The sequence below is a fragment of the Streptomyces sp. NBC_01515 genome (genome assembly GCF_045040345.1).
Classification (GTDB): domain Bacteria; phylum Actinomycetota; class Actinomycetes; order Streptomycetales; family Streptomycetaceae; genus Streptomyces.
In genome coordinates, this window is the sequence record NZ_CP109416.1 from 7322513 (window position 1) to 7342823 (window position 20311).

Annotated in this window: 19 protein-coding genes; 14 read left to right on the top strand and 5 right to left on the bottom strand. The window is 70.8% G+C overall.

Going from position 1 to position 20311, the window contains the following annotated elements; translation table 11 throughout:
- Positions 1–63: 63 nt before the first annotated feature.
- Positions 64–1038: an ABC transporter ATP-binding protein gene (locus OG407_RS33305; RefSeq protein ID WP_328679321.1), complete on the top strand. Its 975-nt coding sequence runs from the start codon at positions 64–66 to the stop codon at positions 1036–1038.
- Positions 1031–2134: an ABC transporter ATP-binding protein gene (locus OG407_RS33310; protein ID WP_405863221.1), complete on the top strand. Its 1104-nt coding sequence runs from the start codon at positions 1031–1033 to the stop codon at positions 2132–2134. The genes OG407_RS33305 and OG407_RS33310 overlap by 8 nt, the downstream gene beginning before the upstream one ends.
- Positions 2135–2374: 240 nt before the next feature.
- Here OG407_RS33310 and OG407_RS33315 read toward each other — a convergent pair whose 3' ends face one another.
- On the bottom strand, positions 2375–4498 hold the full coding sequence (locus tag OG407_RS33315) for a prolyl oligopeptidase family serine peptidase (protein WP_405863222.1): 2124 nt from the start codon (positions 4496–4498) through the stop codon (positions 2375–2377).
- A gap of 217 nt (positions 4499–4715) precedes the next feature.
- Here OG407_RS33315 and OG407_RS33320 point away from each other — a divergent pair, with 217 nt between their 5' ends.
- The 8 genes from OG407_RS33320 (at position 4716) to OG407_RS33355 (ending at position 12718) form a co-directional block, all read left to right on the top strand.
- Complete coding sequence (locus OG407_RS33320; protein WP_019058412.1) at positions 4716–4910, top strand: hypothetical protein; 195 nt, start codon at positions 4716–4718, stop codon at positions 4908–4910.
- Positions 4911–4933: 23 nt separating this feature from the next.
- Positions 4934–5842, top strand: a complete 909-nt coding sequence (gene mshB / locus OG407_RS33325) for an N-acetyl-1-D-myo-inositol-2-amino-2-deoxy-alpha-D-glucopyranoside deacetylase (RefSeq protein WP_405863223.1) — start codon at positions 4934–4936, stop codon at positions 5840–5842.
- Positions 5842–6258: a DUF6113 family protein gene (locus OG407_RS33330; protein ID WP_403591297.1), complete on the top strand. Its 417-nt coding sequence runs from the start codon at positions 5842–5844 to the stop codon at positions 6256–6258. Before mshB ends, OG407_RS33330 begins: the two co-directional genes overlap by 1 nt.
- A 150-nt stretch (positions 6259–6408) precedes the next feature.
- A complete protein-coding gene (locus OG407_RS33335) occupies positions 6409–9102 on the top strand; it encodes a hypothetical protein (protein WP_405863224.1) in 2694 nt (897 codons plus the stop codon).
- A gap of 130 nt (positions 9103–9232) precedes the next feature.
- Entirely contained in the window at positions 9233–10159 is a 927-nt protein-coding gene (locus OG407_RS33340; RefSeq protein WP_403591291.1) for an ABC transporter ATP-binding protein, read from the top strand.
- Positions 10156–10896 carry an ABC transporter permease gene (locus OG407_RS33345; protein ID WP_405863225.1) on the top strand — a complete coding sequence of 247 codons (741 nt, stop codon included), beginning with the start codon at positions 10156–10158 and terminating at the stop codon, positions 10894–10896. Before OG407_RS33340 ends, OG407_RS33345 begins: the two co-directional genes overlap by 4 nt.
- Positions 10893–12107, top strand: a complete 1215-nt coding sequence (locus tag OG407_RS33350; protein ID WP_405863226.1) for a sensor histidine kinase — start codon at positions 10893–10895, stop codon at positions 12105–12107. Before OG407_RS33345 ends, OG407_RS33350 begins: the two co-directional genes overlap by 4 nt.
- Positions 12104–12718: a response regulator gene (locus OG407_RS33355; RefSeq protein WP_405863227.1), complete on the top strand. Its 615-nt coding sequence runs from the start codon at positions 12104–12106 to the stop codon at positions 12716–12718. The genes OG407_RS33350 and OG407_RS33355 overlap by 4 nt, the downstream gene beginning before the upstream one ends.
- Before the next feature lie 101 nt (positions 12719–12819).
- Here the strand turns inward: OG407_RS33355 and OG407_RS33360 are convergent, their stop codons facing one another.
- Both OG407_RS33360 and OG407_RS33365 read right to left on the bottom strand, forming a co-directional pair.
- Entirely contained in the window at positions 12820–13671 is an 852-nt protein-coding gene (locus OG407_RS33360; RefSeq protein ID WP_405868754.1) for a tetratricopeptide repeat protein, read from the bottom strand.
- Positions 13672–13694: 23 nt separating this feature from the next.
- Complete coding sequence (locus OG407_RS33365) at positions 13695–14705, bottom strand: GNAT family N-acetyltransferase (RefSeq protein ID WP_405863228.1); 1011 nt, start codon at positions 14703–14705, stop codon at positions 13695–13697.
- A 139-nt stretch (positions 14706–14844) separates the two neighbouring features.
- Between OG407_RS33365 and fdxA the strand changes: the two genes are divergently transcribed.
- On the top strand, positions 14845–15165 hold the full coding sequence (gene fdxA, locus OG407_RS33370) for a ferredoxin (protein WP_019058397.1): 321 nt from the start codon (positions 14845–14847) through the stop codon (positions 15163–15165).
- A 145-nt stretch (positions 15166–15310) separates the two neighbouring features.
- Entirely contained in the window at positions 15311–16405 is a 1095-nt protein-coding gene (locus tag OG407_RS33375; protein WP_405863229.1) for a bifunctional succinyldiaminopimelate transaminase/glutamate-prephenate aminotransferase, read from the top strand.
- Positions 16406–16557: 152 nt separating this feature from the next.
- On the opposite strand, the gene OG407_RS33380 is transcribed toward OG407_RS33375, so the two are convergent.
- Both OG407_RS33380 and OG407_RS33385 read right to left on the bottom strand, forming a co-directional pair.
- Complete coding sequence (locus OG407_RS33380) at positions 16558–17010, bottom strand: ATP-binding protein (protein WP_262055831.1); 453 nt, start codon at positions 17008–17010, stop codon at positions 16558–16560.
- 297 nt (positions 17011–17307) lie between these two features.
- A complete protein-coding gene (locus tag OG407_RS33385; RefSeq protein ID WP_405863230.1) occupies positions 17308–18303 on the bottom strand; it encodes a heavy metal transporter in 996 nt (331 codons plus the stop codon).
- 85 nt (positions 18304–18388) lie between these two features.
- On the opposite strand from OG407_RS33385, the gene dapE reads away from it, so the two are divergent.
- The gene (gene dapE / locus OG407_RS33390) at positions 18389–19468 is read left to right on the top strand and encodes a succinyl-diaminopimelate desuccinylase (protein WP_405863231.1); all 1080 of its coding nucleotides are present in this window, start codon (positions 18389–18391) and stop codon (positions 19466–19468) included.
- A gap of 77 nt (positions 19469–19545) precedes the next feature.
- A complete protein-coding gene (locus tag OG407_RS33395; protein ID WP_019058183.1) occupies positions 19546–20304 on the top strand; it encodes a TIGR00730 family Rossman fold protein in 759 nt (252 codons plus the stop codon).
- Positions 20305–20311 lie beyond the last annotated feature (7 nt).

Below are 20311 nucleotides of genomic sequence, written 5' to 3' on the forward strand. Positions count from 1 at the left end.
GTTCAGCACGCTCGGCGACGCGACCCGCGGCGCTCTCGATCCGAAGGTGAGGTGACCGGCGTCATGCTGCTCGAAGTGCGGGATCTGCATGTGGAGTTCAGGACCAGGGACGGGGTCGCCAAGGCCGTCAACGGGGTCAACTACAGCGTGGACGAGGGGGAGACCCTGGCCGTGCTGGGGGAGTCGGGGTCCGGAAAGTCCGTGACCGCGCAGGCCGTGATGGGGATCCTCGATGTGCCGCCGGGGAAGATCACCGGCGGGGAGATCCTCTTCCGGGGCAAGGATCTGCTGAAGTTCAAGGAAGAAGAGCGGCGCAAGGTCCGCGGTGCCGAGATGGCGATGATCTTCCAGGACGCGCTGTCCTCGCTCAACCCCGTGCTCTCCGTGGGCGACCAGCTCGGCGAGATGTTCATCGTGCACCGGGGGATGTCCCGAAAGGACGCGCGGACCAAGGCCGTTGAGCTGATGGACCGGGTGCGGATCCCGGGGGCGGCGCAGCGCGTGCGCGACTATCCGCACCAGTTCTCCGGCGGTATGCGCCAGCGCATCATGATCGCCATGGCGCTCGCCCTGGAGCCCGCGCTCATCATCGCCGACGAACCCACCACCGCCCTCGACGTCACCGTCCAGGCCCAAGTCATGGACCTGCTGGCCGAGTTGCAGCGCGAACTGCACATGGGGCTCATCCTCATCACCCACGACCTCGGAGTCGTCGCCGACGTCGCCGACAAGATCGCCGTGATGTACGCCGGACGGATCGTCGAGTCGGCCCCGGTCCACGACATCTACAAGTCCCCGGCCCACCCGTACACGCGCGGCCTGTTGGACTCCATCCCGCGGCTGGACCAGAAGGGCCAGGAGCTCTACGCCATCAAGGGCCTGCCGCCGAACCTGATGCACATCCCGCCCGGCTGCGCCTTCAACCCCCGCTGTCCGATGGCCCAGGACGTGTGCCGGACCGACGAACCCGAGCTGTACGAGGTGGATCAACACCGGGGCAGCGCCTGCCACTTCTGGAGGGAGTGCCTCAATGGTTGAGTCGACAGCCGTGACAGGATCAACAGTTGAGCCGATCCTTGAAGTGACCGGACTCGTCAAGCACTACCCGTTGACCCAGGGCATCCTCTTCAAGAAGCAGGTCGGTGCCGTCAAGGCCGTCGACGGTGTGGACTTCGCGCTCACCAGGGGAGAGACCCTCGGCATCGTCGGGGAGTCCGGCTGCGGCAAGTCGACCGTGGCCAAGATGCTGGTCAATCTTGAGCGGCCGACCGAAGGGTCGATCAAGTTCAAGGGCGAGGACATCAGCAAGATGTCCGGCCGCGCCCTGAAGGCCGCGCGGCGCAACATCCAGATGGTGTTCCAGGACCCGTACACCTCCCTCAACCCCCGGATGACGGTGGGCGACATCATCGGGGAGCCGTACGAGATCCACCCCGAGGTGGCCCCAAAGGGCGACCGGCGCAAGCGGGTTCAGGATCTGCTGGACGTGGTCGGGCTCAACCCCGAGTACATCAACCGGTATCCGCACCAGTTCTCCGGCGGCCAGCGCCAACGCATCGGCATCGCCCGGGGGTTGGCCCTGCGCCCCGAGGTGATCGTCGCCGACGAACCCGTCTCCGCGCTCGACGTCTCCGTGCAGGCGCAGGTCATCAACCTCCTCGACCGGCTCCAGGACGAGTTCGACCTGTCGTACATCTTCATCGCGCACGACCTGTCGATCGTCCGGCACATCTCGGACCGGGTCGGGGTCATGTACCTCGGCCGGATCGTGGAGATCGGCAAGGACGAGGAGATCTACGACCACCCGACGCACCCGTACACCCAGGCGCTGCTGTCCGCCGTGCCCGTGCCCGACCCGGACGCGCGGGACCACCGGGAGCGGATCATCCTCGCGGGTGACGTGCCGTCGCCGACGAACATCCCCTCCGGGTGCCGCTTCCGCACCCGCTGCTGGAAGGCGCAGGAGCGCTGCTCACTGGAGGTGCCGCTGCTCGCCGTACCCGCCGAGTTCCGGCTCGTGAACGGGCCCGCGGCGCACGACTCGGCCTGTCACTTCGCCGAGGAGAAGACGGTCGTACCCCAGGACGCGACCCCCGCGAAACCGGCGGACGATCTTGATCAGGGGGCGGAATAACCGCACAAACAGGCACCAACCGCGTTAACACGCAGGCAACTCGGCCGACCCTGTCTCGATATACGGACGCGTCAATCTGAATGACGTACGGCCGTGCGGGTGCCGTAAACGGACCGGGGCGCGCCATGTCGCCCCGGTCCGTTGCCCTTTCTTTGCGCCTAGACCGGCGCCGCTCTCGCGGACCCTGGCTGATGCTTCGTCGTGGTTCCTCAATTGATGGCCGCGGTGGTCCGTGGAGTGCTACCGCCCAGCCAGGCCGAGAGCGCGCCGCAGGAAGTCCACCTGGAGCAGGAGCAGATTCTCCGCGACTTGTTCCTGCGGGGTCATGTGCGTGACGCCCGAGAGCGGCAGCACCTCGTGCGGGCGGCCGGCGGCCAGTAGCGCGGAGGACAGCCGCAGGGTGTGCGCGACCACCACGTTGTCGTCGGCGAGGCCGTGCACGACCATCAGCGGGCGGTGCGGGTCGGCGGGCGCGGACAGCCCGTCGTCGGTGATCAGACCGCTCTTCGCGTACGCCTCCGGGTCCTTGGCCGGGTCGCCCAGGTACCGCTCCGTGTAGTGGGTGTCGTAGAGCCGCCAGTCGGTGACCGGGGCGCCCGCGATGCCCGCGTGGAAGACGTCCGGGCGGCGGAGTACGGCGAGCCCCGCGAGCCAACCCCCGTACGACCAGCCGCGGATGGCCACCCGGGAGAGGTCCAGGGGGTGGCTCTTCGCCAGGTCCTGGAGGGCGTCGACCTGGTCGTCGAGGGAGAGCGTGAAGTCGCGGTGGATCGCCTTCTCCCACGCCGGTGAACGGCCCGGGGTGCCGCGGCCGTCGGCGACGAGCACCGCGAAACCCTGGTCGGCGAACCACTGTGACGTGAGGTGCGCGTTGTGCGCCGCGACCACGCGTGGGCCGTGCGGGCCGCCGTAGGGGTCCATCAAAACCGGAAGGGGACTGCTGCCTTTGTAGTCCCGTGGCATAAGCAGGGCGCACGGGACGCGCCGTGCGCCCCCCTCGGTGAACGTGATGCGCGGGGACAGGCCGGGATCTTCGGCGTACGACGCGATCGGCACCGCCTTCTTGTTCCCGCGCAGCACCCGGACCTGGGTGCCCGGCCGGTCCGGCACCGCCGAGACCAGCACGGTCACGCCCCCGGCGCGTACCGCCGAGTGCACGCCGGGTTCCAGCGAGAGGCGCTCCAGGCCGAGTTCGTTGACGCGATAGACGTGCACCTCGCCGGTCTCCGGAGCGGGGGCGTTCTCGCCCGCCGACGCGGAGATCAGCACGTTGTCGTCGGAGACGTCGAGCACCGCGCGGACGTGCAACTGCGGCCCTGTGAGCAGGCGTTCACCCACCGCGAGCACCCGCGCGCCACCCTCGTCGGCGATCCGCACCAGCCGTCCCGAAGGGCTCCAGCACGGCACGCCAGGGAAAAGATCAAGCCAAATTGGATCTTCGTCGGCATGCACCATCCGGGTCGCCCCCGAGTCGGGCTCCACGGCGAGGAACAGCTGGCTGCGCTGGTCCCGGGCCTGCACGAGCAGCAGCGGCGCACCCGCCGCTGACCAGTGCACTCGCGCCAGATACGGGTACCGCGCCCGGTCCCAGACGACCTCCGTGCGCGTCCCGTCCAGCCCGATCACGTACAGCCGCACGTCCGCGTTGGCCGTGCTCGCCGCCGGGTACGCGACCCGCTGCGGCTCGCGCTCCGGGTGGGCCGGGTCGGCGATCCACCAGCGCTGGACCGGCGTGTCGTCCGCGCGGGCGACCAGCAGCCGCTCCGAGTCCGGCGACCACCAGAAGCCGCGCGTACGGCTCATCTCCTCGGCCGCGATGAACTCGGCCAGCCCGTACGTGACTTGGTCCGACTCCGGCTCGGCGAGTGCCCGGTCGCCGTCGCCGTCGGCTCCCACGACGCGCAGGGCGCCGCCCGTGACGTAGGCGATGTGCCGTCCGTCAGGGGCCGGGCGGGGGTCGATCACCGGTCCGGGGACCGGGAGTTCGCGCGCCGTGCCGGATTGCAGATCCGCCGTGAAAAGCCGCCCTGACAAGGCGAAAGACGCCAACTCGGCCTCGCTGTCGGTGGCGTAGCCGACGATCCCCGCACCGCCCTCGCGGGTGCGCTCGCGGCGGGCCCGCTCGGCGGGCGAGAGGTGCTCCGAGGCGCCGCCGAGGAGGGCGCGCGGGTCGGCCGCGACGCGCTCGGTGCCGACCGCCGGATCGAGGACCCACAGCGCGTTCGCCCGGTCCGTGCCGGACGGCGAGCGCAGGAACACGACCCGCGAACCGTCAGGTGACACGGTGAACGCGCGCGGCGCGCCGAGCGTGAACCGCTGGGTACGGGCGTGCCGTCGGGGGAAGGAGTCAGCCTCGGTCGTCATGCCCCGACCATATTGGCCATGCGCCCCCTTGTGCGGCTGTGCGCCGAGCGATGCGCGAGCGCGGATAGTTATGATCACTAGCGCTGCGTGGGTATGAACCTGCTGGCTCCTGTATGGATTTGCTCTACCGATTTGCGCTGGGGATCCACCCCATGGATCCATATGCCCCCATAGTCCGACCCCCCCTAGTCCCTGGGATCATTGGAGGTGAGCCGCCGTGGCACTCTCGATTTCGGCGGTGGTGCTGCTGGCGATCGTCGTCTTCCTTCTGGTCAAGAAATCAGGGCTGAAGGGCGGACATGCGGTCGTCTGTGTCCTCCTCGGGTTCTATCTGGCCTCCTCGACCATCGCGCCCACGATCAGCGATCTCACGACGAACATCGCGAGCATGATCGGCAGCATCAAGTTCTGACGGCTCGCCTTTAGGGTGGGTCCATGACGGAACTGCCCTCCCCCACCCTGCGGGCGGGGGGACCCCCATCTCGCTGCGCCCGTCGTCTGCTGCTGGTGCACGCGCACCCGGACGACGAGTCGATCAACAACGGCGCGACGATGGCCAAGTACGCGGCCGAGGGTGCGCACGTGACGCTGATCACGTGCACCCTCGGAGAGCGCGGCGAGGTCATCCCGCCCGCACTGCGGCATCTGTCGGGCGCCGGACTGGCCGCGGAGCGGGAGCGCGAGCTCAGCGCCGCCATGAAGGCGCTCGGGGTCACCGACCACGGCTTCCTGGGCGGCCCCGGCAGATACCGGGACTCCGGGATGATGGGCACCTCGGACAACGACGACCCCTCCTGCTTCTGGCGGGCCGACGTCGACGAGGCCGCCGGACATCTCGTCGAGGTGATCCGTGAAGTGCGTCCGCAGGTCCTCGTCACCTACGACCCCGACGGCGGCTACGGCCACCCCGACCACATCCAGGCCCACCGCGTGGCCATGCGTGCCGCCGAACTCGCCGCAGCAGCAGGGGAGTCGGTCGCCAAGGTCTACTGGAATCGCGTCCCGCGGACCGTCGTGGAGGAAGGCTTCGCGCGGCTGCGTGACGCGCTGCCGGAGCTGCCCTTTGCCGAATCGGCCGCCGTGGACGACGTACCGGGTGTCGTGGACGACGGGCGGATCACCACCGTGATCGACGGCACCGCGTACGCCGCCGCCAAGACCGCGGCGCTGCGCGCGCACGCCACGCAGATCGAAGTGGCCCCGGAACAGCCGTACTTCGTGCTCTCCAACCATCTCGCGCAGCCCGTGTTCACCACCGAGTACTACGAGTTGGTGCATTCTTCTGTGAACGGCGGGCGCGGCGGGGCGACCGAGTCCGATCTCTTCGAAGGGCTGGGCCTGTGATGAGCGCCACCAACAGCGGGAGCCTGCTCGCGCAGCCGCTGCAACGGCCGTCCGCGCTGCGGGTGTTGGCCTACCTCGGGCTCTTCGTCCTCGGCGCGGCCGTGGGGGCGGCGGGGGCGCTGGTGCAGGCCGCGTGGTTCCCGGGCGGGCTGCTGCTCGCGCTCGCGGGAGCGGCCGGGGCGTTCCTCGGCGGGGCGAGAGCGACCGAGGGCCGGGGCGGTGCCGTGGCGCCCGCCGCCGGCTGGATGGTCGCCGTCATCCTGCTCACCGCCAGCCGCCCGGAAGGTGACTTCCTCTTCGGCGCGGGTGTCGGTTCGTATCTGTTCCTGCTCGGCGGGATGGCCGTAGCTGTGATCTGTGCCACGTTGGGTTTGGGGCGGCAACCAACCAGCCCTGACGTCCGACTTGGCAAGTGACGTACCACTTCGCGGTGACGCGCGCGTGCGAGTCCGGTGTGGGTTTCCTCAGCGGCCGTGGGATACCGCCAAGAAGTGGCCAGTATGGTGGTGCGCGCCGCCGAGTCGCCCGTGGGTGTCGGGCGGCGGAGCCAACCGGGAGAACCTGCCTTGAGTCGTGAAACTGACACTCCGTCCTCCGGGCCCGACGGGCGCGGCGGAGCCGCTTACCCCTCGGGGACCCCGCCGTACGGGACGCCGGCGGCTTCCGACGACCGTACGGACGTGGGGCGTTCGGCCGCGCAGCCGGAGGAACGCAAGACCGAGACGACGCTGACGACCCGGATCCGGATCAACATCCCCGGTTCGCGGCCCATTCCGCCTGTCGTCGTGCGCACGCCCGTCGCGGACACCGGGTCCGGCGACGGATCCACGACCGCCGAGGTGCAGCTGCCGAGTTCCGCGCTGCCCACGGGCGGCGTCGCCGAGCCGTCCACCGAACTCGCGCTGCCCGGCGCCGAGGACAAGACGAGCGACTGGTTCGCACCCCGCAAGTCCGGCCCCGCGAAGGGCGGTCAGGGCGGCGGCGGCACCAACGGCGCCGGGATTCCCGGCGGTTCGGCCGCGGGCACCCCGAGTGCGCCCGCTGCCGGTGCCCCCGGCGCGGGCCGGCCGGGTGCCGGTCGTCCCGGTGGTGTGGTCGGCGCCATGAACGTGACGGGCGCCGCCCGTCAGGCCGCGGCGAACGGCGGCACGAACGGCGCCGGAATCGGCGGCGCCACCGGCGCCGGACCCGTCGCCCCCGGGCACGGTGGCGGCACGGGTTCCTTCGACGTGACGGAAGCGCTGGCGGCCGGCAACGGGTCGCGCCCGAACGGCGGTGGCCCCACCGGCGGCCCCGGCGAACCCCGCCGCGACGACCTGCCGTACTTCTCCGACAACGGACAGCAGGGCGGTTACCCCGGGCCCAACGCTCAGGGCGGCCAGGGTGGTTACCCCGGGCTCAACGCTCAGGGCGGCCAGGGTGGTTACCCCGAGCCCAACGGCCAGGGCGAGCTGGGCGTCTTCCCCGGGGGCAACGGCCCCGGCGGACGAGCCGAACAGTTCCCCGGGCCGAACGGCCAGGGCATGGGCCCCGGAGGCACTGGCGGACCGGGTGGTCCGGGTGGCCCGGGTGGACCCAACGGTTTCAACGGCCCGAACGGGCGCGGCGGCCAGGGCGGTCCCGAGGGTCCCGCGGGCCCGACCGGCGGTCCGGTCACCGGCAACGGCCTGATGCTGCCGCCCGGCCCCATGGGCGGCGGAGCACCGGGCGGGCCCAGCGCGCTGAGCGGTTACGCGGACGGACCTGGACCGGGCGGCCCGAACGGCGCCGGTGGTCCCGGAGGTCCCGGTGGATTCGCCGGACCGGGTGGCCCCGGTGGTCCCGGCGCCCCGGGTGCGTCCACCGGCCGGCACGGCGGCGGTCGCGGCAGGGGCCCTGCCGGTCCTGGCGCGGGCCCCGGCGGTCCCGGCGCGGGCCCCGGCGGCCCAGGCGCGGTCCCTGGCGGTCCCGGCGCGGTGCCCGGCGGTCCCGGCATGGGACCCGGTGGCCAGGGCATGGGTCCCGCCGGCGCGAGCCTCCCCGGCACGATTCCCGGCGGCGGGCTCAGCGACGACACCGCGATCCTCACCCCGCAGAAGTCGGCCACCGGACCCGGTGGTCCCGGTTACGGCGCCCCCGCCGACCAGGTCTCCGGACACACCGTCACCAGCGGTATGCCGGTCATCCCGGGTGCGGGGAACTCGCCGTTCGGCACGGGCACCCACCCCGACGGACCCCTGCCGCACACGCCCCCGAAGCTGCCCGAGCCCGGTGCCGCGCAGAGCGCGCCCGCCGCGGCCAAGAACACCGGCAAGAGCGCGAAGAAAAAGAAGAAGGGCCGCAGCAAGCTGGTCCTGCTCTGCGTCGGCGTGATCGTCATCGGCGGCGGCGCCTACTGCGCCGGTCTGCTGATGAACCACACCGACGTGCCCAAGGGCACCACCGTGCTCGGCCTCGACATCGGCGGCGGCACCCGTGACGACGCCGTCAAGAAGCTCGACGACGCGTTCGGCGACCGCGTGAACAAGCCGCTGAAGCTGTCGGTCGGCGGAAAGACGGTCTCGCTCAAGCCGGACCAGGCGGGGCTGCAGTTCGACTTCGCGGCCACCGTCAGCAAGGCCGCCACCAGCGACTACAACCCGGTCTCCGTGATCGGCTCGCTCTTCGGCCAGCACCGGGTCGTCCAGCCCGAGATGCCGACCGACGAGGAGAAGCTCCAGGCCGCCCTCTCCGACCTCGGCGGCGGCTCCGGCTCCGGCGCGGTCACCGAGGGCACGATCCAGTTCACCTCCGGCAAGGCGGTCGCCGTCTACGGCAAGGCGGGCAAGGCCATCGACGCGGCCGGCTCCGTCACGGCCGTGGAGGAGGCGTACCGCACCGAGGTGGAGACCGACACGGCCACCACGGTGACGGTCCCGACGACCACCAGGCAGCCGACGGTCACGAACGCCGAGGTCGACCGCGAGATGGAGGCCTTCGCCAAGCCGGCCATGTCCGCGAAGGTCACCGTCCAGACCGACGCGGCGCACGCGGTCCCCCTGAGCCCGCAGAACTCGCTGTGGAAGTTCCTCAGGGTGACGGCCGTCAACGGCAAGCTGGTCGACAAGCCCGACCTGACCGCCCTGAAGGAGTTGTACGGCCAGACCTTCGACGGCGTGCTGATCTCCCGGGCCAACGGCAAGAAGACCGCCGTCACACCGCAGGACGTCTACCTCGCGCTGCGCGAGGCCCTGACGAGCACGACCGACCGGGTCGCTGTCATCGACACCGACCCGAGCTAGCGCACGACCGCACGAGAGGGCCACCCGGCACCGGCGCCGGGTGGCCCTCTCGTCGTATGACATCTGTCATGCGCCACACCGGACCGCCGACACTGCCGGGGACCGGCCCCCGGCCGCCACGATGGGTGGCATGACGACAACAGCGGGGACCGCGACCACGGCGGTGGTCGGGTTCGATCAGGTGAGCAAGAGCTACGGCGAGGTCCGGGCCGTCGACGGGCTGTCGCTCGTGCTGCACCCGGGGGAGACGGTGGCCCTGCTGGGGCCGAACGGGGCCGGGAAGTCGACCACCCTGGATCTGCTGCTCGGGCTCAAGCAGGCCGACCGCGGGACGGTGAGCGTCTTCGGGACCAGTCCGCGGGAGGCGATCGTCGCCGGGCGGGTGGGCGCGATGCTGCAGAGCGGCGGGCTGATGGACGAGGTCACGGTCGGCGAACTGGTCCGGCTGGCCTGCGACTTGCACCCCAAGCCGTACAAGGTCGCCGACGTGATCGCCCGCGCGGGCGTCGCGCAGATCGCCGACCGCAAGGTCAACAAGCTCTCCGGCGGCCAGGCCCAGCGCGTCCGCTTCGCCCTCGCGACCGCGGGCGACAGCGACCTGATCGTCCTCGACGAGCCGACCACCGGCATGGACGTCACCGCCCGCCAGGCCTTCTGGGCCACCATGCGCGAACAGGCCGACCAGGGCCGTACGGTCCTCTTCGCCACCCACTACCTCGAAGAGGCCGACGCCATCGCGGACCGCGTGCTGGTCCTGCACCGCGGCCGGCTGCTCGCGGACGGCACCGCCGCCGAGATCAAGGCGAAGGCCGGCGCGCGCAAGGTCGCCTTCGACCTGGAGGGCGAGATCGACGAGACCCCGCTGAGGTCCCTCCCCTTCCTGACCACCATCGACATCAGCGGCCAGACCATCCGCATCCAGTCCACCGACGCCGACGCGACCGTCCACGCGCTCTACGGCCTCGGCGTCTACCCCCGCAACCTCGAAGTCGCCGGGCTCGGCCTGGAGCAGGCCTTCGTCGCCATCACCGCCGCCGAGGAGGCCAAGCAGTCATGAACAGCCTGATCAAACTGGAACTCACCCGCGCCCTGCGCAACCGCAAGTTCCTGTTCTTCTCGGTGATCTACCCCTCGGCCCTGTTCCTGCTGATCGCGGGCAGCGCCGGCGGCACGGACAAGATCGACGGCACGGGCCTGACGGTCGCCACCTACATGATGGTCTCGATGGCCTCCTTCGGCGCCCTGACCGCCGTCCTGATGGGGAACAGCGAGCGCATCGCGAAGGAGCGGGAGAGCGGCTGGGTACGGCAGTTGAGGCTCACCACGCTGCCGGGCCGCGGCTATGTCATCGCGAAGACGGCCAGCGCCGCAGTGGTCAGCCTGCCCTCCATCATCGTCGTCTTCATCGTCGCCGCGACCGTGAAGGACGTACGGCTGGACGCCTGGCAGTGGCTCGCGCTGACCGGCGCGATCTGGGCCGGCAGCCTGGTCTTCGCCGCGCTCGGGGTGGCCATCGGGTACATGGCGAGCGGGGACGCGGTCCGGCCGATCACGATGATCACGTACTTCGGACTGTCGATGCTGGGCGGCCTGTGGATGCCCACCACGACGTTCCCCGACTGGCTGCAGTCCATCGCGAAGTGGCTGCCCACCCACGCGTACGCTGCCCTCGGCCAGGCGATCGAGCAGAGCCGGTCGCCCCACGCCAAGGACGTCACCCTCCTCGTCGTCTACTTCGCCCTGTTCGCGGGCGGGGCGGCGTGGCTGTACCGGAAGGACACGCTGAAGGCGTGAGCGCGATGACCGAGGACCCGCTGCCGGAGAAGGCCCGGGTGGAGCGGCTGATCCGGATCGGACAGCCGCCCCGCGACCGGGGCGAGATGCTGCGCAAGCTGGTGTGGATCCTGCCCTGGCTGGTCTTCCTCGGCGCACCCGTGCAGGACCTGCTGGCCGGCCACCACACCACCGCGGCCACGACGGCGGGCTGGGTGGGCCTGCTGTCCTTCACCGGGACCTACCTGGCGGTCGTCTTCCGCACCATGGGCCGCCCCTACTCCGGCTGGCTCGTCGGCGCCATGGTCGCCGTGCTGTGGGTCCTGGCCGTCGCGCTGGCCCTCAGCCTCGGCGAATCCTGGCTCGGCCTCTTCGTGTACGTCTCCGTCACCTGCGGGGTCACCCTCCCCCTGACCGCCGCGTACTGGACGATCCCGCTGACCACCGCCGCGATGATGCTGGCGGGCTGGTTCGTCGACGACCTGGACGACGCCTGGGGCCTGTTCCTGATCGTGCTGCTGGTGGGCTATTCGATGACAGGCGTACGGCAACTGGTGCGCACGACGGTCGAGTTGCGCAAGGCACGGGCCACGGTCGCCCAACTGGCCGCGAACGAGGAGCGGTTGCGCCTGGCCCGAGACCTGCACGACCTCCTCGGCCACTCCCTCTCCCTGATCACCCTGAAGAGCGAACTGGCCGGCCGGATGCTCCCCGACCACCCCGACAAGGCGGCCCAGCAGGTCGCCGACATCGAACAGGTCAGCCGCCAGGCCCTGGTGGACGTCCGCGAGGCGGTCACCGGCTACCGCCGCCCCCGTCTGGCCGGCGAACTCGCGGGCGCGCAGGTCGCGTTGACGGCGGCGGGCGTCATCGCGGACCTCCCCGCGGAACCGGACCTGACCGCCGTGTCCAAGGAGAGCGAGTCGGCCCTGGCCTGGGCCCTGCGCGAGGCGATCACGAACGTCGTACGGCACAGCGGCGCCCAGCGCTGCGTGGTGGAACTGGTCCGACGCCAGACCCTGGACGGCCCGATGCTCGAACTCTCCGTCGAGGACAACGGATCGGACGGCTCCGGCAAGGGCCCCGGCAACGGTCTGACCGGCCTCACCGAGCGCCTGGAGAAGGCCGGCGGCTCCCTGGAGGCGACCTGCCTCAAACGCGGCTTCCGGCTGGTGGCACGGGTGCCCGCCGACGCTCCGGCCGCTGTGACGGACGTAGGATCGCCCGCATGAGCCGTACGATCAAGGTCCTCCTCGCCGAGGACCAGTCGATGGTCCGCGAGGCACTGGCCGCACTGCTCGGCCTGGAGGACGACATCGAGGTCGTCGCCCAAGTCGCCCGCGGCGACGAGGTGTTGGCGTCGGCACAACAGCACGCCGTGGACGTGGCCCTCCTCGACATCGAGATGCCGGGCTGCACGGGCATCGAGGCAGCGGCCCAACTCCACAAGGCCCTCCCCGAGGTGAAACTGGTCGTCCTCACGACCTTCGGCCGCCCCGGTTACCTCCGCAGCGCGATGGAAGCGGGAGCGGACGCCTTCCTGGTGAAGGACGCCCCCGCGGCCCAACTGGCCGAGGCGGTACGGAAGGTGCTCGCCGGGGAGCGGGTCATCGACCCCACCTTGGCGGCAGCGGCCCTGGCGGAGGGGGCCAACCCGTTGACCGAGCGCGAGCGCGAGGTGCTGCGGGCGGCGGCGGACGGTTCGACGAACGCGGAGCTGGCCAAGGCCCTTCATCTGTCCCAGGGGACGGTCCGCAACTACCTGTCGACAGCGATCCAGAAGCTGGCGGTGCGGAACAGGGCGGAAGCGGTGCGGATCGCGAGAGAGAAGGGCTGGCTGTAGAACGCAGGCCAGGGCAGTTCCGCCAAGGGGCGCGGGGCTGTGTCGATGTGCGGCTCCGCCGCGTGGGCGCGACCAGCCCCAACGCGCCCGCACTCGCCAGATCAGTTCAGCATGGCCCTCGCTGATTGCGCCTGCCCCCGCACCCGATCCGCGGCAGGCTCGTCCACAACCGCCACCACCTCGGCATACGCGTCCAGTTCAGCCGCGCCCGTGAGGAAATCCCCGCGCTGAACGAGCAGTTGAGCCCGCTCATACCGCAACCGAGCCGCATGAGACGGCAACACCAACGCCAACTCCACGGCCCACAGGGCAACATCGGACCGCTCAGGCCGAGCCGCTGCCCACGCCCGGATGTTGTTGAGAACCCGCACGACCACATCGAGGGGATCGGCGGGCGCCAGCATGGAAGGCTCCAGCGAACCCCCCGTCGCCCCGGCCACCAACACCTCCGCATCGCCCCCGGACAACACCCGCCCCCCGTCAAAGGGATCGGCCAACACCTGCTCCTCGGCCGCCCCGAACCCCACGACGAAATGCCCCGGCAAAGCGACCCCGTACACCGGCGCCCCCGCCCGCCGAGCCACCTCCATCCACACCACGGACAACAGGATCGGCAACCCCCGCCGCCGCCGAAGCACCGTGTGCAGCAGCGAGGACTCCAGCCGCTGATAGTCACCGGGCGAGCCCCGGAACTCGAAACGCCCGCCCAGGAGTTGACGCAACGCGTCGGCCCAGGCAGCGGGCCCGCCGGGGCGATACGGCACCTGCCCGGCCAGCCGATCCAGTTCGACCTGGGCCGAGTCGATGCCCGCGTCGTCCAGCGTCCCGTCCGCGGCGGCCCCCACCAGCAGACACAGCGTGGCGAGATCGGGCCGCTCGCACCGAGCCTCCTCGGCGAACAACTGCCGTACCGCAGCGGCTCGTTCAGCCGCCGGAGGCCGGAGCGCAGGCATGGCGAACTCGAACCCGAACCCGCTCACGAGGAACCGTCGCGGTAGTGGTGGTAGGCGTGATGCGCGGAGAACCCCATCCCGGAGTACAGCGCCCGCGCCCCCGCGTTCTCCGCCTCGACCTGCAACCACGCGGCCGAAGCCCCCTCCTCCAACGCCCGCGAGGCCAACGCGGCCATGACGAGCGAGGCGAGCCCCCGTCGCCGTAGCGCCGGATCGACCTCGACCGCGGCGAACCCGGCCCATCGCCCGTCGACGACACACCGCCCGATCGCGGCGGGAGCCGAATCCGCACCCTCGCCACCCTCGCCGGGCACGGTCGCGAACCACACCGAGGGTCCGCTCCCCAGCACCTTCAGGGCCACCTCGCTCACCCCCTTGCGCTGATAGCGGGCCAGCCACGCCTCGTCGGCCGACCGGGACAGCACGACTCCGGCGGCGTCGGCGCGGTCGGCGACAGGGGCCAGGCCGCCGACCCACAGCTCAGCCGTCACCTCACGGGTCCAGCCGCGCCGTTCCAGCTCGGCGCAGAGCAGCTCCTGCGTGCCCTCGGCGCCGGTCGCGGTCTGGACGTACGCGGGCAGGCCCCGGGCGCCGTACCACCGTCGTACGACGGTCAGGGCCTCGTCGAGGGGCAGGCCGGGATCGCCGAGGGGCAGCACCGAGTTGGCGCGGCGGGTGAATCCGGCGGCGGCGCGCAACTCCCACCCGCCGAGCCGCTCGCACTCCACCGGCCGCCACGCGCGCGAGGAGACGTGGGCCAACTCCGGGTAGCCGGCGGACGGTCCCCGACGGCGGGCCGGAGCGGCCGGGACGACCTTGCCCGCCACCAGCGAGGATTCCGAAACACGGACGGACTCGCCACCCTTCCGTGTGATCGTCAGCACACCGCTGTCCCATGATGTGAGAACACCCACCGTGTCGGTGAACTTCTCCGTCGTGTCTTCAGCACCTGTCAAGAGCCTGACGGACACTCGTTTGCCCACGTCAGCAGCGGTGATACGGACCTCAAGACGTCCCGCCGCAGAGATTTCCACAGGTCAGTTCACCCCTCCTGTATGGATCACGCCCCGGAACGGAGATACTAGGTGCGGGCATGGACGACGCCGCGCTCCCGCGCGCCGGGCGGCGGGCCTACGGAGGCCCGCCAGCGCCCTATCGAGGAGGAACGACAGCGTGACCTACGTCATCGCGCAGCCTTGTGTCGACGTCAAGGACAAGGCGTGCATCGAGGAGTGCCCGGTCGACTGCATTTACGAGGGCTCACGGTCCTTGTACATCCACCCGGACGAATGCGTCGACTGCGGAGCCTGTGAGCCGGTGTGCCCGGTCGAGGCGATCTTCTACGAGGACGACACTCCCGAGGAGTGGAAGGACTACTACAAGGCCAACGTCGAGTTCTTCGACGAGCTCGGCTCCCCCGGCGGCGCCAGCAAGCTGGGCCTGATCGAGCGCGACCACCCCTTCGTCGCCGCGCTGCCGCCGCAGAACCAGTAAGAGCGGCCCGCACAGACGCGCCGCCTCGGTCCCGTACGGCCTGATCACGCCCGATCAGCGCCCTACGGGGCCGAGGGGTTTGCCGTACGACGGCTGCGCGGCGCGTAGGTACGGGGCGCACGCACCAGAAAGTGAGCCAGTCATCGTGTCCGCAGTCACCGACCGCCTGCCCGCCTTCCCCTGGGACAAGCTGGAGCCGTACAAGAAGACGGCCGCGGCACACCCGGACGGCATCGTCGACCTGTCGGTCGGCACCCCGGTGGACCCGGTTCCCGATCTGATCCAGAAAGCGCTGATCGCCGCGGCCGACTCGCCCGGCTATCCCACGGTCTGGGGCACACCGGCACTGCGCGACGCGATCACCGGCTGGGTGGAGCACCGCCTGGGCGCCCGCGACGTGACCCACCGCCACGTCCTGCCCATCGTCGGCTCCAAGGAACTCGTCGCCTGGCTCCCGACCCAGCTGGGCCTGGGCCCCGGCGACCGCGTGGCCTACCCGCGCCTGGCGTACCCCACGTACGAGGTGGGCGCCCGCCTGGCCCGAGCCGAGTACGAGACCTACGACGACCCGACCCAGCTGAACCCCGAGGGCCTGAAGCTCCTCTGGCTCAACTCCCCGTCGAACCCCACCGGCAGGGTCCTCCCCAAGGACGAGCTGACCCGGATCGTCGCCTGGGCCCGCGAACACGGCATCCTGATCTTCTCCGACGAGTGCTACCTCGAACTCGGCTGGGAGGCCGACCCGGTCTCGGTCCTCCACCCGGACGTCAACGGCGGTTCCTACGACGGCATCGTCGCGGTCCACTCCCTCTCCAAGCGCTCGAACCTCGCCGGTTACCGCGCCGCCTTCCTCGCCGGCGACCCCGCGGTCCTCGCCCCGCTCCTGGAGATCCGCAAGCACGGCGGCATGATGACCTCGGCGCCCACTCAGGCGGCGGTGGTGGCGGCCCTGGGGGATGACACCCACGTCCAGGAACAGCGCGAGCGCTACACGGCCCGCCGCACACTCCTGCGCGAGGCCTTGCTGAAGCACGGCTTCCGCATCGAACACAGCGAGGCGAGCCTGTACTTGTGGGCAACGAGGGACGAGTCCTGCTGGGCCACGGTCGCCCACCTGGCCGCCCTGGGCATCCTGGTGGCGCCGGGCGACTTCTACGGAGAAGCGGGCGAGACCTTCGTAAGGGTGGCTTTGACGGCGACGGATGAGCGAGTCCGTGCAGCTGTAGAGCGGCTGGGCTGAGGTTCCCTAGGGGCGCGGGGCTGTATCGATGTGCGGCTCCGCCGCGTGGGCGCGACAAGCCCCCACCGGCCGCAAGCCGACAAACAACGCAGAAAGGGGTCCAGGGAACTCCCTGGACCCCTTCAACGCAGGCGCACTGAAACGCAGGCGCTTTAGCCGAGCGGCAGCCCCTTCAGCGGCAGCTCCTGAGCCGTCGGCAGCCCACCCTTGGTCACCGCGTCCGTCGGCAACCCGCCACCCGCAGTCGCGGTCTTGGCCGTCTCACCGAGCAGACCCCCGGCCTGCCCAGCCGTGTCCCCGGCAACATGCTGCGCGGCCGGAGCCACCGTCTTGGCAACCTTCCCGCCGGTCTTGCCTGCGGCCGGCACCGCCTTCTCCAGCGTCTGGCCACCGGACTTGCCGGCGACCCCCGTGACGTTCTGGCTCGCGCCGTCGACCGTGTTGCCGACGCTCGCCCCGTCCAGGGCGGTCAGCGCGCCCAGGTTCGGGGTGGCCGGCAGGGAGGGGGCCGCACTGGCGGAGCCGGCCGCACCGACCCCGGCTGCCGCTCCCGCTGCGACGAGCAGCGCGGCACGGGCGATCCGGCGGGTCAGGGGGAGGGACATGATGCTCCTTGTGTTGATCTCCGGGCTCGGACGCAGTGACTACCGCTCGAAGCGCGCGAAGGTTGCGGAGCGGCAACGTAAAGAGTTCGCAATGCGTCGCATAATCAGCTACGGATAAAAACGGACAAAGAGCGCCTGGTCTGAAAGTCTGTCAAATACGTACAGCCCTTTGTTCTCAAGGGTTCCGGCGCATGTGAGGGTGACAGCCCGACGACCGGAACGCACCCGGACCCGGAACGACCACCCGTAACCCCTACGGGTGACGACCCGTACGACTGCCCGGCCACTGCCTCGCGGCTACTTCTCCCCGCCCTGCCGCGAGGTCACTATCCGCACCCCGGCGGAGGCCTTCGCGGCGGTCGAGTGCCACGGGTCGTCCGCGCTGCCGGCGGCCCACTCGCGGCCGGCGTACGACACGCGCTCGATGTGCAGCACCGAGGAGTTGGCCACCGCCCAGTGCGCGAGCTGCCAGCCGGTCCGCGTGCTGCCGGACCCCACCGGCAGGGTCACCGTGCTGCTCCCGCCGCTCGCACTCGCGCTGGGCGCTGGCGTGGACTTGGCCTTCGCCTTGGACTTGGACTTCGACTCCTTCGACGCCGAGCCGCCCCCGGTCACCTCCGCACCCGTCTCCTTCAGCACCGTGCGCCCGAAGTCCCGTACCAGCGCGGCCCGTACGGCGTCCGGGCCGACGGCCGTCTGGGTGGTGTCCGGGAGACCCTGGCAGGTCAGCGTGGCGGCCGCCTGCCCGGTGAGGGCGGCGGACAGCAGCGTGGCCTCGGGCTCGTGCTTGGCGTACGCCTCCGGGTAGCCGCTGCGCTGCACGCGCTGGGCGGCGACGGTGAGGGGGAGCTGCTGGTAGTCGTCCACCTTGGACAGATGCTCGTAGAAGACGCCCGCCGCGTACGTCGGGTCCAGGATCTCCTTCTTGGTGCCCCAGCCCTGCGAGGGCCGCTGCTGGAACAGGCCGAGCGAATCCAGGTCGCCGTGCTGGATGTTGACGAGCTGCGACTCCTGGAGGGCGGTCGCGAGCGCGATCGTCACGGCCCGCTCGGGCATGCCGCGCCCGGTGCCGACGGCGGCGATCGTCGCCGCGTTCATCGTCTGCTCCTGCGAGAACTCGTACGCCTGGCCGTCGTCCTTGCCTGAGACCACCTTGCAACCGGGGCCGCCCCGGCCGCCGGTGACGTACTGGACGAGCAGATAGCCCGCGACCGCGAGCAGTACCACGAGCGCCGAGGAGAACCGGAAGAGGCGGCCGCGTCGACGCTTCTTGGGGGTGGGGGACTGCAGCATCCCCACAAGGTACTGGAGGCTGCTGTTACCGCTGCGCCGGGTGTGGACAAACGGTGGAGAGGCCCTTCGCGTTAGGGTCGACGCCATGTCCGACACCGCACTTGACCTCACGCTGGACGCCGCACGGCTCACCGCGCAGCTCGTCGACCTCCCCTCGGAGAGCGGCAACGAGAAGCCCCTCGCGGACGCGATCGAGACCGCGCTGCGCGCCCTGCCGCACCTCACGGTCGACCGGTACGGCAACAACGTCGTCGCCCGCACGAACCTCGGCCGTACGGAACGCGTCGTCCTGGCGGGCCACATCGACACGGTCCCGATCGCCGACAACGTCCCCTCACGCCTCGACGGGAACGGCGTCCTGTGGGGCTGCGGCACCTGCGACATGAAGTCCGGCGTCGCGGTCCAACTCCGCATCGCGGCAACGGTGTTGACCCCCAACCGCGACCTGACGTTCGTCTTCTACGACAACGAGGAGGTCGCCGCCCACCTCAACGGCCTCAAGCACGTCTCCGAGGCCCATCCGGACTGGCTGGAGGGCGACTTCGCGGTCCTCCTGGAGCCGACGGACGGTCAGGTCGAGGGCGGTTGCCAGGGCACGCTCCGGGTGTTCCTGAAGTTCAAGGGTGAACGAGCGCACTCCGCGCGCGCGTGGATGGGCTCCAACGCGATCCACGCCGCCTCCAGGGCGCTGTCCAAGCTCGCCGCGTACGAGCCCCGCACGCCCGTCGTGGACGGCCTCCAGTTCCACGAGGGGCTCAACGCGGTGCGTGTGGAAGGGGGAGTGGCCACCAACGTCATCCCCGACGCGTGCACCCTTGTTGTCAACTTCCGCTATGCGCCCGACCGCAGCGAGGAGGAGGCGGAGGCCTTCGTACGCGACTACTTCGCCGACTGCGGGGTCGACGAGTTCGTCGTCGACGACCACACCGGAGGAGCACGCCCCGGGCTGACCCACCCGGCCGCCGCGGCCTTCATGGCGGCCGTCGGCGGCGAGGCCCGCCCCAAGTTCGGCTGGACCGACGTGGCCCGCTTCAGCGCGCTGGGCGTCCCCGCGGTGAACTACGGCCCCGGCGCCCAACTCCTCGCCCACAAGGTCGACGAGCGGGTCGAGGCGGCCCTGATCCCCGAGGCGGAGCGGCGGCTGCGGGACTGGCTCACCGCCTGACATCCGTATGTCCCCCCTCCGTAACCCGCGTAGACCTACGCTGAAGTACGAAACACCTGCAAGTGGAGGGAGCGCACATGGCTACAGGCAACCCCGAGGGCAAGCAGCAGCCACCGGAGGAGCAGCGCCTGGGACCGGTCCTCCGGCGGCGCGATCAGGTGACCGCGAGCACGACCGACCAGCGCCTCCTGGACGCGGGCGGGCCCTCGGACTGGGTCCACACCGACCCGTGGCGCGTCCTGCGGATCCAGTCGGAGTTCATCGAGGGCTTCGGCACCCTGGCCGAACTGCCGCCCGCGATCAGCGTGTTCGGCTCGGCCCGCACCAAGCCGGACTCACCGGAATACGAAGCGGGCGTACGGCTCGGACACGCCCTCGTGGAGGCCGGGTGGGCCGTGATCACCGGCGGCGGCCCCGGAGCCATGGAGGCGGCCAACAAGGGCGCCCTGGAGGCCAAGGGCATCTCCGTCGGCCTCGGCATCGAGCTGCCCTTCGAGCAGGGGCTCAACGCCTACGTCGACATCGGGCTGAACTTCCGTTACTTCTTCGTCCGCAAGATGATGTTCGTCAAGTACGCCCAGGGCTTCGTGGTCCTCCCCGGCGGCCTCGGCACCCTCGACGAACTCTTCGAGGCCCTCACCCTGGTCCAGACCCAGAAGGTCACCCGCTTCCCGATCGTCCTCTTCGGGAGCGAGTACTGGGGCGGCCTGGTCGACTGGCTGAAGAACACGCTCATCGCCCAGGGCAAGGCGTCGGAGAAGGACCTGCTTCTGTTCCACGTGACGGACGACGTGGACGAGGCGGTCGCGCTGGTGTCGAAGGAAGCGGGCCGGTAGCGGCGGT

Coding starts and splice junctions, on each gene's coding strand:
- OG407_RS33315 (WP_405863222.1), bottom strand. CDS start 4,498: ATGACGACCGAGGCTGACTCCTTCCCCCGACGGCACGCCCGTACCCAG.
- mshB (WP_405863223.1), top strand. CDS start 4,934: ATGACGGAACTGCCCTCCCCCACCCTGCGGGCGGGGGGACCCCCATCT.
- OG407_RS33330 (WP_403591297.1), top strand. CDS start 5,842: ATGAGCGCCACCAACAGCGGGAGCCTGCTCGCGCAGCCGCTGCAACGG.
- OG407_RS33385 (WP_405863230.1), bottom strand. CDS start 18,303: ATGCTGCAGTCCCCCACCCCCAAGAAGCGTCGACGCGGCCGCCTCTTC.
- OG407_RS33310 (WP_405863221.1), top strand. CDS start 1,031: ATGGTTGAGTCGACAGCCGTGACAGGATCAACAGTTGAGCCGATCCTT.
- OG407_RS33345 (WP_405863225.1), top strand. CDS start 10,156: ATGAACAGCCTGATCAAACTGGAACTCACCCGCGCCCTGCGCAACCGC.
- OG407_RS33380 (WP_262055831.1), bottom strand. CDS start 17,010: ATGTCCCTCCCCCTGACCCGCCGGATCGCCCGTGCCGCGCTGCTCGTC.
- OG407_RS33305 (WP_328679321.1), top strand. CDS start 64: ATGCTGCTCGAAGTGCGGGATCTGCATGTGGAGTTCAGGACCAGGGAC.
- OG407_RS33355 (WP_405863227.1), top strand. CDS start 12,104: ATGAGCCGTACGATCAAGGTCCTCCTCGCCGAGGACCAGTCGATGGTC.
- OG407_RS33340 (WP_403591291.1), top strand. CDS start 9,233: ATGACGACAACAGCGGGGACCGCGACCACGGCGGTGGTCGGGTTCGAT.
- OG407_RS33360 (WP_405868754.1), bottom strand. CDS start 13,671: ATGCCTGCGCTCCGGCCTCCGGCGGCTGAACGAGCCGCTGCGGTACGG.
- OG407_RS33395 (WP_019058183.1), top strand. CDS start 19,546: ATGGCTACAGGCAACCCCGAGGGCAAGCAGCAGCCACCGGAGGAGCAG.
- dapE (WP_405863231.1), top strand. CDS start 18,389: ATGTCCGACACCGCACTTGACCTCACGCTGGACGCCGCACGGCTCACC.